At 60.1% G+C, this 14868-nt stretch carries 12 protein-coding genes; 9 read left to right on the top strand and 3 right to left on the bottom strand.

The window, feature by feature from the left end:
* Positions 1 to 60 precede the first annotated feature (60 nt).
* Positions 61 to 1269 carry an ammonium transporter gene (locus tag ACM6I6_RS23575; RefSeq protein WP_323607053.1) on the bottom strand — a complete coding sequence of 403 codons (1209 nt, stop codon included), beginning with the start codon at positions 1267 to 1269 and terminating at the stop codon, positions 61 to 63.
* A 327-nt stretch (positions 1270 to 1596) separates the two neighbouring features.
* Here ACM6I6_RS23575 and ACM6I6_RS23570 point away from each other — a divergent pair, with 327 nt between their 5' ends.
* The 9 genes from ACM6I6_RS23570 to ACM6I6_RS23530 all read left to right on the top strand — a co-directional run bounded on the left by ACM6I6_RS23570 (position 1597) and on the right by ACM6I6_RS23530 (position 13430).
* Entirely contained in the window at positions 1597 to 1911 is a 315-nt protein-coding gene (locus ACM6I6_RS23570; RefSeq protein WP_008055105.1) for a DUF883 family protein, read from the top strand.
* Positions 1912 to 1913: 2 nt separating this feature from the next.
* Entirely contained in the window at positions 1914 to 2303 is a 390-nt protein-coding gene (locus tag ACM6I6_RS23565; protein WP_274073096.1) for a phage holin family protein, read from the top strand.
* Positions 2300 to 2644: a hypothetical protein gene (locus ACM6I6_RS23560; protein WP_323607049.1), complete on the top strand. Its 345-nt coding sequence runs from the start codon at positions 2300 to 2302 to the stop codon at positions 2642 to 2644. The genes ACM6I6_RS23565 and ACM6I6_RS23560 overlap by 4 nt, the downstream gene beginning before the upstream one ends.
* A gap of 129 nt (positions 2645 to 2773) precedes the next feature.
* Positions 2774 to 3937, top strand: a complete 1164-nt coding sequence (locus ACM6I6_RS23555) for an EAL domain-containing protein (RefSeq protein ID WP_323607047.1) — start codon at positions 2774 to 2776, stop codon at positions 3935 to 3937.
* A 68-nt stretch (positions 3938 to 4005) separates the two neighbouring features.
* Complete coding sequence (locus ACM6I6_RS23550) at positions 4006 to 5334, top strand: deoxyguanosinetriphosphate triphosphohydrolase (protein ID WP_323607045.1); 1329 nt, start codon at positions 4006 to 4008, stop codon at positions 5332 to 5334.
* Positions 5335 to 5512: 178 nt separating this feature from the next.
* A complete protein-coding gene (locus tag ACM6I6_RS23545) occupies positions 5513 to 5935 on the top strand; it encodes a response regulator (protein ID WP_406591573.1) in 423 nt (140 codons plus the stop codon).
* 206 nt (positions 5936 to 6141) lie between these two features.
* A complete protein-coding gene (locus tag ACM6I6_RS23540) occupies positions 6142 to 6768 on the top strand; it encodes a response regulator transcription factor (RefSeq protein ID WP_274073047.1) in 627 nt (208 codons plus the stop codon).
* 8 nt (positions 6769 to 6776) lie between these two features.
* Positions 6777 to 10436, top strand: coding sequence for a transporter substrate-binding domain-containing protein (locus ACM6I6_RS23535; RefSeq protein ID WP_414920785.1), 3660 nt, complete (start codon positions 6777 to 6779; stop codon positions 10434 to 10436).
* Positions 10437 to 10484: 48 nt separating this feature from the next.
* Entirely contained in the window at positions 10485 to 13430 is a 2946-nt protein-coding gene (locus ACM6I6_RS23530; protein WP_414920784.1) for an HD domain-containing phosphohydrolase, read from the top strand.
* Here ACM6I6_RS23530 and ACM6I6_RS23525 read toward each other — a convergent pair whose 3' ends face one another.
* Positions 13431 to 13913: a GAF domain-containing protein gene (locus ACM6I6_RS23525; RefSeq protein WP_274073044.1), complete on the bottom strand. Its 483-nt coding sequence runs from the start codon at positions 13911 to 13913 to the stop codon at positions 13431 to 13433.
* Positions 13910 to 14800 carry an ATP-binding protein gene (locus tag ACM6I6_RS23520; RefSeq protein ID WP_274073043.1) on the bottom strand — a complete coding sequence of 297 codons (891 nt, stop codon included), beginning with the start codon at positions 14798 to 14800 and terminating at the stop codon, positions 13910 to 13912. Before ACM6I6_RS23520 ends, ACM6I6_RS23525 begins: the two co-directional genes overlap by 4 nt.
* Positions 14801 to 14868: the final 68 nt, after the last annotated feature.

Genomic DNA, 14868 nt, shown 5'->3' with positions numbered 1-14868 from the left:
AAGAAATTGAGTGCTTATTCTAGGCCCGCCCCGAAATGCCGTCGAGCCAATGAACCACGGCTAATCCTGGCTGACGGCGCCGATCTTGTGCACCGACAAGTCCGCGCCGTAATACTCTTCTTCCTGGCTCAGGCGCAAACCATGGAATGCCTTGATCACGCCATACACCGCAAAACCACCGGCCAGCGCTACCACCACACCCAGTGCCGTGCCGATCAACTGGCTGACGATGCTCACACCGCCCAACCCGCCCAAGGCCGCCTGGCCGAAGATGCCGCAGGCTACCCCGCCCCAGACGCCACACAGACCATGCAGCGGCCACACCCCCAGCACGTCATCGATATGCCATTTGCCTTGTGCGGCCGTAAAGCACCAGACAAACAGCGCCCCGGCAATGGCACCGGTGACCAGCGCACCCACCGGATGCATCAGGTCGGAGCCAGCACAGATTGCCACCAGACCGGCCAGCGGCCCGTTGTGCAGAAAGCCCGGGTCATTGCGCCCGACGATCAGCGCCGCCATCGTGCCGCCGACCATGGCCATCAACGAGTTCACCGCAACCAGCCCGCTGACCCCTTGCAGGGTTTGCGCACTCATCACGTTGAAGCCGAACCAGCCGACAATGAGAATCCACGAGCCCAACGCCAGGAACGGAATGCTCGACGGCGCGAACGCCACCAGCCGCCCTTCGCGATAACGCCCATTGCGTGGCCCAAGCAACAGCACCGCCGCCAGCGCCAGCCAACCGCCCATGGCGTGAACGACAACGGAACCGGCGAAATCATGGAAGCTGGCGCCAAAGCGCTCCAGCAGCCAGGCCTGCAGACCCAGGTTGCCGTTCCAGATCATGCCCTCGAAGAAGGGATAGATGAACGCCACAATCAACGCTGTCGCGCACAATTGCGGAACGAACCGGGCACGCTCGGCGATGCCCCCGGAAATGATCGCCGGGATCGCCGCGGCAAAGGTCAGCAGGAAGAAAAACTTCACCAGGCCATAGCCGTGATCGGCGTTGATCACGGCCGCCGGTTGCATAAAGGTGACGCCGTAGGAAATCCAATAGCCTATAAAGAAGTAAGCCAGTGTGGAAACGGCGAAGTCGCTTAGGATTTTCGACAGGGCATTGACCTGGTTTTTTTGCCGGACAGTCCCGACTTCCAGGAACGCGAAGCCGGCGTGCATGGCCAACACCATGACCGCACCGATCAGGATGAACAATGTATTGGAGCTATGAACCAGGGTGTCCACAGCGCTTTGCAGATTTTCCATGGATTTGGCAGACCTTAAGGCTGAAAAAAAGCACCAAAGCAGTTCGCGCGGGCAATCCATGCACCAAGTTGAGACTTGTCGAATCGAACAGGTCTCTCCCGATGAACCGTTTTGAAGCACGGGGTTCATCAAGGCCAATCACGACCGGGACATTTGCGCGGGTTTTGATTGTTTGAGTTAAGGTTTTACTGGAATCTTGCCCAGCAACAGCGCAACGGCGCGAGCCGACGCACCACGACACAGCAAAAGTTGTACCAGTCATTTGTACTGAACCTTCGCACAAGGCTCATACTCGAACGATTCAGACGCCACTTACGGAGATCACCAATGGCCAGCATCAAGGCAAAGACTGCTCAAGAAATCCTGATGAGCGATTTTCAGACACTGGTCAGCGATACCGAACGGTTGCTGGAACACACCGCCTCCCTGGCCGGTGACCAGGCCGATGAATTGCGCGACCAGATCCACGACAGTCTGCTGCGTGCAAGGGAAACCCTGAAACTGACCGAAGACTCCCTGCGCGAACGCGGCAAGGCTGCCGTGACCGCCACCGAGGACTATGTCCAGGCCAACCCATGGCAATCGGTGGGTATTGCCGCCGGCGTGGGTTTCCTCATTGGCTTGCTGGCAACCCGGCGCTGATCATGGCGATCGATGAAATCGGCTCGTCCGGGACGGGCGCCAGTTCCTCACCGCGACGCCTCGGCGCCGCCGTTCTTGGGTTGCTGCACAGTCACGTCGAACTGTTCGGTATCGAATTGCAGGAGCAAAAGGCCCGCACCGTAAGCCTGTTGCTGTTTGCCGGCCTGGCGCTGGTGTTCGCGTTATTGTTGTTGGTTGGGCTGTCGACACTGGTGTTGATCGTGTTCTGGGACACCTATCGCCTGCCCGCCATCATCTCACTGTGCGTGTTCTACACCCTTGCCTGCGTGTTCTGCGGGATACGCCTGAGAGCGGCAATCTTCGATGAATCCTCGCCCTTCCATGGCACGTTGGAAGAATTGGCCAATGATCGGGAGCGCCTGCTGCCATGAACCTGCCTGAACTGCCTCGAAACAGCTCACGCACGGAAATGCGCAAGGCACTGATCCGCCTGCGCATGGAAATGCATCGCCAGGAAATCCGTCACGAATCCGGGCAACTGCTGCAACCCCTGCATCGGCTGCGTGGCATGGGCCAGAACCTGCACGATGGGTTCGGCATCAAGCATGCACCGCTGTGGGGCGTGGCGGCCGTTACCTTGTTGGGCTTCCTGACCGGTAAGGGCACGCGGAGCGGCGCAGGCGTGGGCAGCCTGACCCGGCTGATCCGCCTGGGCACCACGCTGGGGCCTCTGGTCAAGCTGGTCATGCAAGGCTCTTCGCGTAAACACTGACCCTGTCAGTATCTGGCTACATTCTTGCAGTAACCGCAGGATCGAACCTCTCTATCGAGGGGTTCGATCCTGCGCGCCTACCCGGTGACCAGGCTTTATCCAACAACAAGATCCATCCAAGGAGGCCTTGTGATCGACGGGCAACCGCTCGCCTGCTTTCAGCCGTTCATCGATACCGCCACCGGCCGTATCGCCGGCGTGGAAGCCCTGGGCCGACTGCGTCAGGCCGACGGCCAACTCGCCTCGGTGGGGCCGCTGTTCGCCGATCCCCGCACCAACGCCGTCGCCCTGCGTCGCCTCGACCGTCAGCTGCGCGATAACGCCCTGAGTCGCCTGCACGAAGCGCCTGGCGACTGGTTTCTCAGCCTGAACATTTCCCCCCGCTGGATCAGCCGCCTGCGCCCGGACCAACCCTTGCCAAGTCTTGGTCAGCTGCAAAAGCACGGAATAGATCCGCAGCGCATCGTTTTCGAAATTACCGAACTGGGTGGCGACATCCAGCGCCTGGCACAGGTAGTGGCGCGTTACCGGCAAGCCGGCGCACGGATTGCCATCGATGATTTCGGCGCCGGCTACTCCCAGCTCGATCGGGTACTGGCGCTGCAGCCAGACATCCTCAAGCTCGACATGCGCCTGTTCCAGGCAGCCGCGTTGGGCGGCCCCAGCAGTGACGTGGTCAAGGCGCTGGCACAAATGGCGGAAAAAACCGGGTGCTGGATCATTGCCGAAGGCGTGGAAACCGAAGCGCAACTGAATTTTGCCCTGGAGTGCGGCTCACGTTATGTCCAGGGGTTTCTGTTTGCCCGGGCACAAGCGGATTTCTTTGCCGCCGATGCCTTCGTCGAGCGCTTTGCCCACCTGCGCCAGCGCTATGTGCAGCAGAAGTTGGCCGAACGCGGTCGCCTGATGATCATGCGCCAACAACTGGGCGAACTGATGGCGATCCTGCAGCACTGGGCACAGACTTGCGCGCCCCTGAGTGCCCTGCCACAACTGGATGCCTTTCCCTGGCTGCTGCGTTTCTATCAGTGCGACCGTCACGGCACGCAGTTGACGCCCAACCTGGAATGGCGCAACAACGGCTGGGTCGCCGACAACCGCTACCTGGGCCATAACTGGTCCTGGCGCCCGTATTTCTATCACCTGCTGGCGCAGGGTTGTGAGGAGCCGCAGCTGACCCTCTCCAACACCTACCGCGACGCCACCAGCAATCAGTACTGCCTCACCGCCGGACAATTTTTCGACAACGGCGAACGCCTGCTGCTCATCGATATCGACGCGGTCGGGCTGTAGTGACGCTTGCAGGCAGCGTTGCGAACCGGGAAGCTACCCGATCAGTCCCCTGACGGAGCGAACCAGCCTTGGATTGGCCTACCCTGCTTACCCGCGAACGCCTCGGAAAGCCCCTGCACAGCCCGGAAGAACTGGGCCGCAGTCCTTTTCACAAAGACCATGACCGCATCATTTTCTCGGGGGCGTTCCGCCGTCTGGGGCGCAAGACCCAGGTTCATCCCGTGCACAGCAACGACCATATCCACACGCGCCTGACCCATTCGCTGGAAGTCAGTTGCGTCGGCCGCTCACTGGGCATGCGCGTCGGCGAAACCATCCGCGGCGCCCTGCCCGACTGGTGTGATCCCAGTGACCTGGGGATGGTGGTGCAATCGGCCTGCCTGGCCCATGACATTGGCAATCCACCCTTCGGCCATTCCGGCGAAGACGCGATCCGGCACTGGTTCCAGCAGGCCGCGGGACGCGGCTGGCTGGATGCGATGAGCGAAGCGCAACGCAATGACTTCCTCAACTTCGAAGGCAACGCCCAGGGCTTTCGGGTATTGACCCAGCTTGAGTACCACCAGTTCGACGGCGGAACCCGGCTGACCTATGCCACCCTGGGCACTTACCTGAAGTATCCATGGACGGCCAGGCACGCCGACTCGCTGGGGTACAAGAAACACAAGTTCGGTTGCTACCAGAGCGAGCTGCCGCTGCTGGAGCAGATCGCGCAAAAACTTGGCCTGCCGCAACTGGAGGAGCAGCGCTGGGCGCGCCATCCGCTGGTGTACCTGATGGAGGCCGCCGATGACATCTGCTACGCCTTGATCGACCTCGAAGACGGCCTGGAAATGGACTTGCTGGAGTATGCCGAAGTCGAGTCGCTGTTACTGGACCTGGTGGGCGACGATCTGCCGCAAACCTATCGCCTGCTCGGCCCGCAGGATTCGCGGCGGCGCAAACTGGCGATCCTGCGCGGCAAGGCCATCGAACACCTGACCAATGCCGCGGCCCGCGCCTTTGTCGAGCAGCAGGATGCGCTGTTGGCCGGCACCCTGGCGGGTGACCTGGTGGAGCACATGCACGGCCCGGCCAAACGCTGTGTGCTCAATGCCAAGGACATGGCGCGGCAGAAGATCTTCCAGGACAAGCGCAAGACCCTGCATGAGATCGGTGCCTATACCACCCTGGAAATTCTGCTCAATGCTTTTTGCGGTGCCGCACTGGAGCAGCACAACGGTCGAACGCCGTCCTTCAAGAGCCGGCGGGTGCTCGACCTGCTGGGCAACAATGCACCCGATCCGAACGGCCCTCTGCACAACTCGTTTTTGCGCATGATCGATTTCATCGCCGGCATGACCGACAGCTACGCCAGCCACATGGCCCTGGAAATGACCGGTCGTTCCAGCCACTGACGACAAGCGATAGATCAGCCATTACCCCCTCGGTAATGGCCGATCAGTCCTGAAAATCCAAAAACATTCAAGCAACACCGAATCCCCCTACAACGCCTGTCGAGTGCACTGATCGAATGCGCGGCGGCTGTCGGGAAACAATCACGCCTATCGTTCCGACAGAAGAAGCGTGAACACCATGATCAACGACAATCTGCGCATCATGCTGGTGGAGGACCATCCGTTTCAGCTCAGGGCCACCCAATGTCTGCTCGAGAGTTACGGCTTCACTCACTTGACCACCAGCGATTGTGCCAGGAGCGCCTTGCACCACATGCTCAGCGCCGAGCAGCCCTTCGACATCCTGTTATGCGACCAATGCCTGCCCGACGTTTGCGGCATCGACCTGATATCAATCGCCAGCCACCAGGGGCTGATCAAGCAGGCCATACTGTTAAGCAGCCTGACATCCAATGAACTGGGCGAACTTGAAAATCTGGCCCTCGTCAATGGACTGCCATTACTTGGCTGCTTGATAAAACCATTAAAACAGTGCGAGCTGAGATACTTATTGAAACTGATACCGTCACCCTGCAACCAAGCGCCTTTAAAAAGTGTGTAACCCACATATCACCACCCTGCTCCCAATAACTAAACAGCAACATCTTTTGTGGCAACTTACCAAAAAATACCGGTTGACACGTAATCCATTTCCTTTTCGCATGTAGGAACATTCCTATATTGCTACGACAGACCCGTCAGTTCATACGTCCCCCTAACTATCTGAGCTAAGGTGCGCGCTTTATCCGAGCTCGCAGGGATTTGATTATGAACTCCGTTTTTATTGTCGACGATCATCCTGTCATCCGCCTTGCCGTTCGCATGTTGCTGGAACACGAGGGCTACAAGGTCGTCGGTGAAACCGATAATGGTGTCGATGCCATGCAGATGGTGCGTGAATGCATGCCCGACCTGGTCATTCTCGATATCAGCATTCCCAAACTGGATGGACTGGAAGTGCTTGCCCGTTTCAACGCAATGAGTACACCCCTGAGAATCCTGGTATTGACTGCACAATGCCCAACATTATTCGGTATCCGCTGCATGCAATCCGGTGCCTCGGGTTATGTATGCAAACAGGAAGATCTAAGTGAGCTGGTGAGCGCCATCAAAGCGGTACTGTCCGGTTATAACTACTTTCCCAGTGAAGCCTTGAACCCTGCCCGTGGTGACGAAGCGCGGTGCGCCGAACTTGAACTGTTCAAGTCAGTCAATGACCGGGAACTCATGGTATTGCAACTTTTTGCCCAGGGTCGCAGTAACAAGGAAATTGCCAAAGGCATGTTCCTGAGTAACAAGACCGTCAGCACTTATAAAAAACGACTCATGCAGAAACTCAAGGCCAAATCCCTGGTTGAACTCATCGAGATGGCAAAACGTAACGCGTTAGTGTGAGGCACAGAATGCCCAGCCGCTTGAAGGACTATCTGCTGATCATGTCCACGGGCTTGTGCCTGTGCACCGAGCTGTACGCCGCGCAGGAGCATGAACAATATGCCTTGCTCAGTCGTTCAGCGCCCCTGCACCTGGAAGTCCAGCTGGATCAATCACAACGACAATGGGTCGAGGGTAAACGTGAGCTGATCCTCGGCACCTCGGCACCCGACTACCCCCCTTTCGACCTGACCAGCAGCGGCCGTGAATATGAAGGGTTTACCGCCGACTACGCGGGCATACTCGGCGAGGCCCTCGGCCTGCCCGTCAAGGTTCAACGCTTCGCCTCCCGGGGAGCGGCGATCGAAGCGCTCGAAAAAGGCGAGGTCGACCTGCTGGGCACCGCCAACGGATTCGAAGCGAACAATGACGACATCGCGCTTTCCACACCCTATGCGGTCGATCAACCGGTGCTGGTGACACGTGAAGGCGAAACCCGGCCGCTCAATGATGGCCTGGCCGGTTTGCGGCTCAGCATGGTGTATCACTACCTGCCCCTGGAGGAGGTCAAGGCCCTATACCCGAAGGCAATCATCGACGCCTACCCGTCCTACCAGAACGCGATCAATGCAGTGGCTTTCGGCCAGGCCGATGTTTTTCTCGGCGACACCATTTCAACCCATTACATGATCAACAAGGGTTATCTGAACAATATTCGCATGGCCAGTTTCGGCAAGCACGAAGCCCATGGTTTCAGCTTTGCCGTGCACAGGAACAATCCTCAACTGCTCGCCATCATCAATACGACGCTCATGGCCATCCCCGCCAGCGAACGGGAAAACATCGCCAAACGCTGGAGCGCCGGGAGCGATATCCTGCTCACCGATCAAAAACTGCAGCTCAGTTACAGTGAGGAGCGCTGGCTGGCGCAACATCCAGTGGTCCGGGTAGTCGTCAATGAGGCCTATGCGCCGCTGACGTTTTTTGACAGTGCCGGTAACTTTCGCGGGATTGCCGCGGATTTGCTTGAGCTGATCAGATTGCGCACCGGCCTGCGCTTCGACGTTCAGCGCAGCCGTAGCGACAGCGACATGATCAAGCGAATCAACACCGATCAAGCCGATCTGATCGCCGCGATGCTCCCTAGTGCACAACGGGATACCTTGCTGAACTTTACCCGCCCGTACCTGCAGAACTCCTATGTCCTGCTGACACGCAAGGCGCACGACAGTCCGACAAACCTTGCACAGCTCAAGAACAAAAGCCTGGCCATTGCCCGCGGCAACCCGCTTATGGACTATCTGCGCAGCGAGTTCCCGCAGATCAGGTTGATCCAGACCCCGGACGCCTTCAGCGCCGTGGAAATGCTCGCCGAAGGCCGGGTTGAAGGAGCGGTGAATTCACTGGTGATCGCCAACTACTTCATCGCCTCGCAACTGTTCGAAACCGAGCTGCAAATCAGCACCACCATAGGCACCCAGCAGGCGGCGTTCTCCCTGGCAACGGGGCGCGAGGCCAAGGAACTCAATGACATCCTCAACAAGGCACTGTTGAGCATCGCGCCGCAGGAGCTGGGCGTCATCAACAGTCGCTGGCGCGGCTATTCGGCCTCCTCGCAAAACACCTGGCGCCAATATCAGCGGGTGTTCTATCAGATCGTGATCGGCGCCGGCTTGCTGTTGCTGATCTCCGTGACCTGGAACGCCTACATGCGGCGCCAGATCAACCAGCGCAAGGCGGCCGAACGAGCGCTGAACGATCAATTCGAGTTCATGCGTTCACTGGTCAACGGCACGCCTCACCCGATCTATGTGCGTGATCGTCAAGGACTGCTGCAAAGTTGCAACGACAGCTACTTGCGCGCCTTTAACGCAAAACGCGAAGACGTGATCGGCAAAAGCGTGATCCAGGGCACCATGAGCAACGCCTTCGAAGCGCGCGAGTACCAGGCCGATTACCAGCGAGTGGTGGCCGAAGGCACGCCGATGATCCTTGACCGTGCGCTGCACATTGGCGGTCGCCGGTTGACCATCTATCACTGGATTCTTCCCTACCGCGACTCGAGCGGTGAGGTGCAAGGCATCATTGGCGGCTGGATCGACATCAGCGAACGGCGCCAATTGTTCGATGACCTGCGATGCGCCAAAGAGCGCGCCGACGAAGCCAACCGGGCCAAGAGCACGTTCCTGGCCACCATGAGCCATGAAATCCGCACCCCGATGAATGCCGTCATCGGCATGCTCGAACTGACGCTCAAGCGCATCGAACAACACCACCCGGATCGTCCCGCCATTGATGTGGCGTACCACTCGGCAAAGGACCTGCTGGAACTGATCGGGGACATTCTCGATATTGCGCGCATCGAGTCCGGGCACCTGAGCCTGAACCCGGAACGGGTCAACCCGGAGGAAATCGTGGCGTCGGTGGCGCGTATCTTCGATGGGCTGGCCCGGCAAAAGGGGCTCGAGTTGCAACTGCAATTCAACCCGGCCAATCCGGCTATCGACGTGTTGCTCGATCCCCTGCGCTTCAAGCAGGTGTTGTCGAACCTGGTCAGCAATGCCATCAAGTTTACCGAGCACGGCCAGGTCAGGATTATTGTGACCCTGGACCTGAGCAGCGAGGCTGACCGGGCGCACATGCTGTTGCTGGTCGAAGACAGCGGCCCGGGGATCAGTCATGAGGATCAGCAACGCCTGTTCGAACCTTTCGCTCAAGCCGCCAATACCGGGCAGTCGGCACGGGGCGGTGCCGGGCTTGGACTGGTGATCAGTCGCAGCCTGTGCGAAATGATGGACGGCAGCCTGCAGTTGAGCAGCCAGCCGGGCGTCGGTACCCGGGTAAGGATTTCGTTGCCGTTATCCACACTGCCTCGCGACTCCAGGGTGCAAACCGCCGAGCCTCCCATCTACTGCGCCACAATCCCCTTGAATGTGCTGGTGGTCGACGACCACGCGGCCAACCGCTTGCTGATGTGCCAGCAGCTTGAGTTCCTGGGTCATCGATTCAGCGTCGCGGCAGATGGCCAGGCTGGATTGGACGCATGGAAATCCGCCGCCTTCGACCTGGTGGTCGCCGATTGCAACATGCCAGTCATGAATGGGTATGAACTGGCCCAGGCCATTCGTCGACACGAACAACACACTCAACAGCCGCGCTGCACCCTCCTGGGCTTTACCGCCAACGCTCAGCCGGAAGAAGTTCAACGCTGCAAACAGGCCGGGATGGACGACTGCCTGTTCAAGCCCCTGTCCCTGGCCGCCTTGAGTCAATGGGTCACGGGCATCAAGGGAATAAAGGAAATCAAGCCCAGGGTCGTGGCCCCGGCCTTCAGCCTGCAAGGCTTGCATTTGTTGACGGGGGGCGACCCGGCGCTGGACCTGCGCCTGCTGACCGAACTGTTGAACAGCAACCGCCTGGATCGACAGGAACTGCTGGCACTGTCCGACACCCCGGACCCGCAGGCCTTTCTCGACATAGCCCATAAAATCAAGGGCGCCGCCCGAATCGTTCAGGCCACCCGGTTGATCGACAGCTGCGAGGCGCTCGAAGCCACCTGCCATGAGCGCTTCTCCCCTGAGAACGTTGCCAAATACTGCGACGCCGTGGAGCGCGCCCTGCTCGAACTGGAACAGGCATTGCTGCAACAAATCGGACAAAACGACAAAGGCACAATACCCGAGCCTTAACTATGCTTGGACCCGGAGCAGTGTGTTAACCATCACGGAGTGACCTGCATGCCCAGCCCACTGCGCCCGGATCAACGGCGATTTCCCCTGCACGTTCATATCAGCGTGATGTTCACTTTGCTGCTGTTGCTGACCGGGGTCGTGCTGGGCATTTTCCACTACCGGCAAACCACTCAGATCATTCTTTCGAGCAGCGAAAAGCTGTTCAGTCGAATCGAGCAGGATGTGCGCCTGGACCTGCACGCCACCTATGAGCCGATTCGGCATCTGTTGAGCCTGTTGCGGCACAACCCCGCAGCCCAGGCCCTCGACCTGCAACAGCGCCTGGCGCTGCTCCAGCCTTTCAGCCAGTCGCTCAAGGACAACCCCGACCTGGCTTCGTTGTACCTGGGATACGACAACGGTGACTTTTTCATGGTTCGCCCGCTGCGCACGCCAGACCTGAAAGCGCTGCTCAAGGCCCCGGATACCGCGGCCTACCAGGTATGGAGCATCGAGCGAAACAGCAGCGGCCAGGTGCATTCGCAATCCTTGTTTTTCGATCAGGACCTGACGCTCCTCGGTCGTCAGGACAATCTCGACGAAACCTATGATCCGCGTAGCAGGGCCTGGTTCACCAGTGCCAGCCAGGATGTCGACCAGATCACCACCGAACCCTACGTCTTTTTCTCGACCCACCATGTCGGCACCACCCTGGCACGGCGTAGCGGCGAGCATGCGGTGATCGCTGCCGACCTGACCCTGGCCGAGCTCTCGGCCACCTTGGCCAAACATGTGGTGACGCCGGCGACCGAGATCGTCCTGTTCGATGCCCAGGGCAATGCCATCGCTTATCCCGACAGTCGTCGCCTGATCGTCGACGATCAAACCGCCCGCCTGGCCAAGGCCGCCGACCTGAGTCCCGCGCTGAAAACACTGCTCGACAGCCCCGGGGCCGGCAATCGCCTGACGGCCATGGGCCGTAGCTGGATCGTTGCCCGCAGCAGCATGCAGGAAGGCGGCCCCCAGGGGCTGCAACTGGCGACGCTGGTACCGGAAGATGAATTGCTCGCCGACGCCTATCGCATGCGCTGGCAAGGCGCGCTGATTACCCTGGCGACCCTGTTGTTGTGCGTGCCATTGGGATGGCTGACGTCCAGGATCCTGGTCAAGCCCCTGCGCGCCCTGGTGCAGGAGGCGGATGCCATTCGCAGCTTCGATTTCAATTTTCCCGCCGCCCGCCGCTCTCCGGTGCTCGAAGTCGATCAACTGAGCCTGTCCATGGCGCGCATGAAGGACACCCTGGCGAGCTTCTTCCAGATCACCGACAGCCTGAGCGCCGAGACCCGGTTTGCCCCATTGCTGCAGCGGGTGCTGTTTGAAACGGTCAGGATTGGCCAGGCCCAGGCCGGCCTGATCTACCTGCGCGAAGGGGATGGCGATCTTATGGAACCCCAGGGCCTTGTGATCAACGACACGGCACAAACTCTGTCGTCTTTCGACCTCAGCGCACACGGGCTTCATGATGCGCACAGCCCCGCCTGGCTGCAGCAGCTATCGACGGCCGACAACGTCGTCTCCCACCTGGGCTTCGAACAGGCGGGAGACCTGCAGAAAGTCCTGCTGGCCATGGCCTGTCCCCGAGTTCACCTGATCGGCATCCGCTTGCACAATCGTCACAACGAAACCGTGGGCCTGCTGGTGTTTCTGCTGGCCGACAGCGGCAACCAGAGCGACCTGGACAAACTGCGTCCCGACCGCATCGCGTTCCTGCAGGCGGTGTCCGGTGCGGCCGCCGTGAGTATCGAAAGCCAGCGCTTGCAAGACCGGCAAAAACAGCTGCTGGACGCCTTCATCAAACTGCTGGCCGGCGCGATCGATGCCAAGAGCCCCTACACCGGTGGCCATTGCCAGCGAGTCCCGGCCCTGACACTGATGCTCGCCCAGGCCGCGGCCGCCAGCCAGGACCCGGCCTTTCGCGGCTATCAGCCCACGGACGATGATTGGGAGGCGCTGCACATCGCCGCCTGGCTGCACGACTGCGGCAAGGTGACGACCCCGGAATACGTGGTCGACAAAGCCACGAAACTGGAAACCCTGAACGACCGTATCCACGAAATACGCACTCGCTTCGAAGTTCTCAAGCGCGATGCCTGGATCGACTATTGGCAAGCCATCGCCCAAGGTGGCGACGAGCAACAGCTGGCGCAACAGCGAGAGGCCAGCCTGACGGCGCTCAATGACGATTTCGCCTTCATCGCCCGCTGCAACCTGGGCGGCGAGGCCATGGCCGAAGCCGACCTGCAGCGCCTGCGCAGCATCGCGCAGCGCACCTGGACGCGAACCCTGGATGACCGGCTGGGTGTTTCCTGGGAAGAAAACCAGCGCCAGGCGCGTACGCCGGCACCCACGCTGCCGGTCCGCGAGGCGTTGCTGGCGGACCGGCCCGAGCATCTGTTCGAGCGCGCCGAAACCGAATTGATTGCCGAGGACAATCCCTGGGGTTTCAAGCTCGATGTCCCGCGCTACAAGTACAACCGCGGCGAGCTCTACAATCTGAGCATAACCCGAGGCACCTTGACCTCTGAGGAGCGCTACATCATCAACCACCACATGGTGCAGACGATCCTGATGCTCAGCCAACTGCCCTTCCCCGAACACCTGGGCAATGTCGCGGAGATCGCCGGCGGCCACCACGAAAAAATGGACGGCACGGGTTATCCGAAACGCTTGAAGCGTGAGCAGATGAGCCTGCCGGCGCGGATGATGGCGATTGCCGATATCTTCGAGGCGCTGACCGCCGCCGACCGCCCCTACAAGAAAGCCAAGACCCTGAGCGAAGCGCTGGGCATCATGGCCAACATGTGCCGGGATGCGCACATCGACCCGCAGTTGTTCGAGCTGTTCATCAACGCACAGATCTATCTGCAGTACGCCCGGCGCTTCCTCGATCCAGGGCAGATCGATGCCGTGGATACCGCAAGCCTGCTGGCCAAGGCAGGCTTGAAAGGCTGATCAGCAGTCGGTCAGGCGCAGGAAAATAGCCGCCAGTTGCTCGATACCGGCCTGATCCTGCGCGGTGAAACGCGCCAGTTGCGGGCTGTCGAGGTCGAGTACGCCGATCAGGCGACCGTCCTTGACCAGGGGCACCACCAGTTCGCTGTTCGACGCACTGTCGCAGGCGATATGCCCGGCAAACGCGTGCACGTCTTCGACCCGCTGGGTCTGCAAGGTCGCCGCCGCCGTGCCGCACACACCCCGACCGAACGGAATCCGCACGCAGGCGATCTGCCCTTGAAACGGGCCCAGCACCAGCTCTTCGTTACGATTGAGGTAGAACCCGGCCCAGTTCAAACCCTCGAGCTGATTGAACAGGAACGCCGAAAACTGCGCGGCGTTGGCAATGAAATCGCGCTCGTCCGCCAGCAAGGATTCCAGCTGCGCGTGCAGCATGCCGTAGCCCTCGAGGCCCTGGCCGCTGTTTTGTAAATCGATCATGCCTTGTGCTCCAACAGTTTGAGCCCCACCCAATAGCGGGCAAATTGATACGCGCAACGTCCGTTGCGATTGCCCCGCCCGGTGGCCCAGCGCACCGCGAGGATGTCCAGCTCTTCAGTGCGCTGCCACGGCAGGCCGGCCTTGTCGGCCAACTGGCCGATCCAGTGCTCGACCACGTTCAGGAAGTGCTCCTGGGTGAACGGATAGAACGACAGCCACAGGCCGAAACGGTCCGACAGGGCGATCTTGTCTTCCACCGCCTCGCTGGGGTGCAATTCGCCATCGACGCGTTTCCAGTTTTCGTTATCGCTTTCCTTTTCCGGCACCAGGTGGCGACGGTTGGACGTGGCGTAGAGCAACACGTTGTCCGGTGCCTGTTCGAGCGAACCGTCGAGTACGCTTTTGAGCACGCGATAATCGCCTTCGCCCGACTCGAACGACAGGTCATCGCAGAACAGCACGAAACGCTGCGGCAGCTTGGCGATCTGCTCGACCACCCGCGGCAAGTCCGCCAGGTGATCGCGCTCGATTTCAATCAGGCGCAGACCGGCCTGGGCGTGCTCGGCCAGCAAGGCGCGCACCAGCGACGATTTACCGGTGCCGCGCGAACCCCAGAGCAGCGCATGGTTGGCCGGCATGCCATCGAGGAACTGGCGGGTATTACGCCCCAGTTGCTCAACCTGGCGATCGACGCCGATCAGGTCGCTCAGGCGCATGTCCAGGCTGACCTGCAGCGGCAGCAGAAAACCGCTGCGTCCCTCGCGCTGCCAGCGCGCAGCCAGGCAATGGGTCCAGTCGATGGCTTGCCGAGGGGTGGGCAGCAGCGGTTCGATACGGGCCAGAACGGCATCGGCACGTTCAAGAAAAGCATTCAATCGGGAATCCACGTCTTCTCCTCGGGCACGTTCACAGTGATGATGGCGATACAGATACGACATACAGCGTTCGATGAACG

It is taken from the genome of Pseudomonas sp. IT-P218 (assembly GCF_949767605.1).
In the GTDB taxonomy this organism is placed as follows: domain Bacteria; phylum Pseudomonadota; class Gammaproteobacteria; order Pseudomonadales; family Pseudomonadaceae; genus Aquipseudomonas; species Aquipseudomonas putida_AE.
The sequence above is the reverse complement of the archived record's forward strand: the minus strand, read 5'-3'. Positions and strand labels throughout refer to the sequence as shown.

Coding starts and splice junctions, on each gene's coding strand:
- ACM6I6_RS23575 (WP_323607053.1), bottom strand. CDS start 1,269: ATGGAAAATCTGCAAAGCGCTGTGGACACCCTGGTTCATAGCTCCAAT.
- ACM6I6_RS23570 (WP_008055105.1), top strand. CDS start 1,597: ATGGCCAGCATCAAGGCAAAGACTGCTCAAGAAATCCTGATGAGCGAT.
- ACM6I6_RS23565 (WP_274073096.1), top strand. CDS start 1,914: ATGGCGATCGATGAAATCGGCTCGTCCGGGACGGGCGCCAGTTCCTCA.
- ACM6I6_RS23560 (WP_323607049.1), top strand. CDS start 2,300: ATGAACCTGCCTGAACTGCCTCGAAACAGCTCACGCACGGAAATGCGC.
- ACM6I6_RS23545 (WP_406591573.1), top strand. CDS start 5,513: ATGATCAACGACAATCTGCGCATCATGCTGGTGGAGGACCATCCGTTT.
- ACM6I6_RS23540 (WP_274073047.1), top strand. CDS start 6,142: ATGAACTCCGTTTTTATTGTCGACGATCATCCTGTCATCCGCCTTGCC.
- ACM6I6_RS23535 (WP_414920785.1), top strand. CDS start 6,777: ATGCCCAGCCGCTTGAAGGACTATCTGCTGATCATGTCCACGGGCTTG.
- ACM6I6_RS23530 (WP_414920784.1), top strand. CDS start 10,485: ATGCCCAGCCCACTGCGCCCGGATCAACGGCGATTTCCCCTGCACGTT.
- ACM6I6_RS23525 (WP_274073044.1), bottom strand. CDS start 13,913: ATGATCGATTTACAAAACAGCGGCCAGGGCCTCGAGGGCTACGGCATG.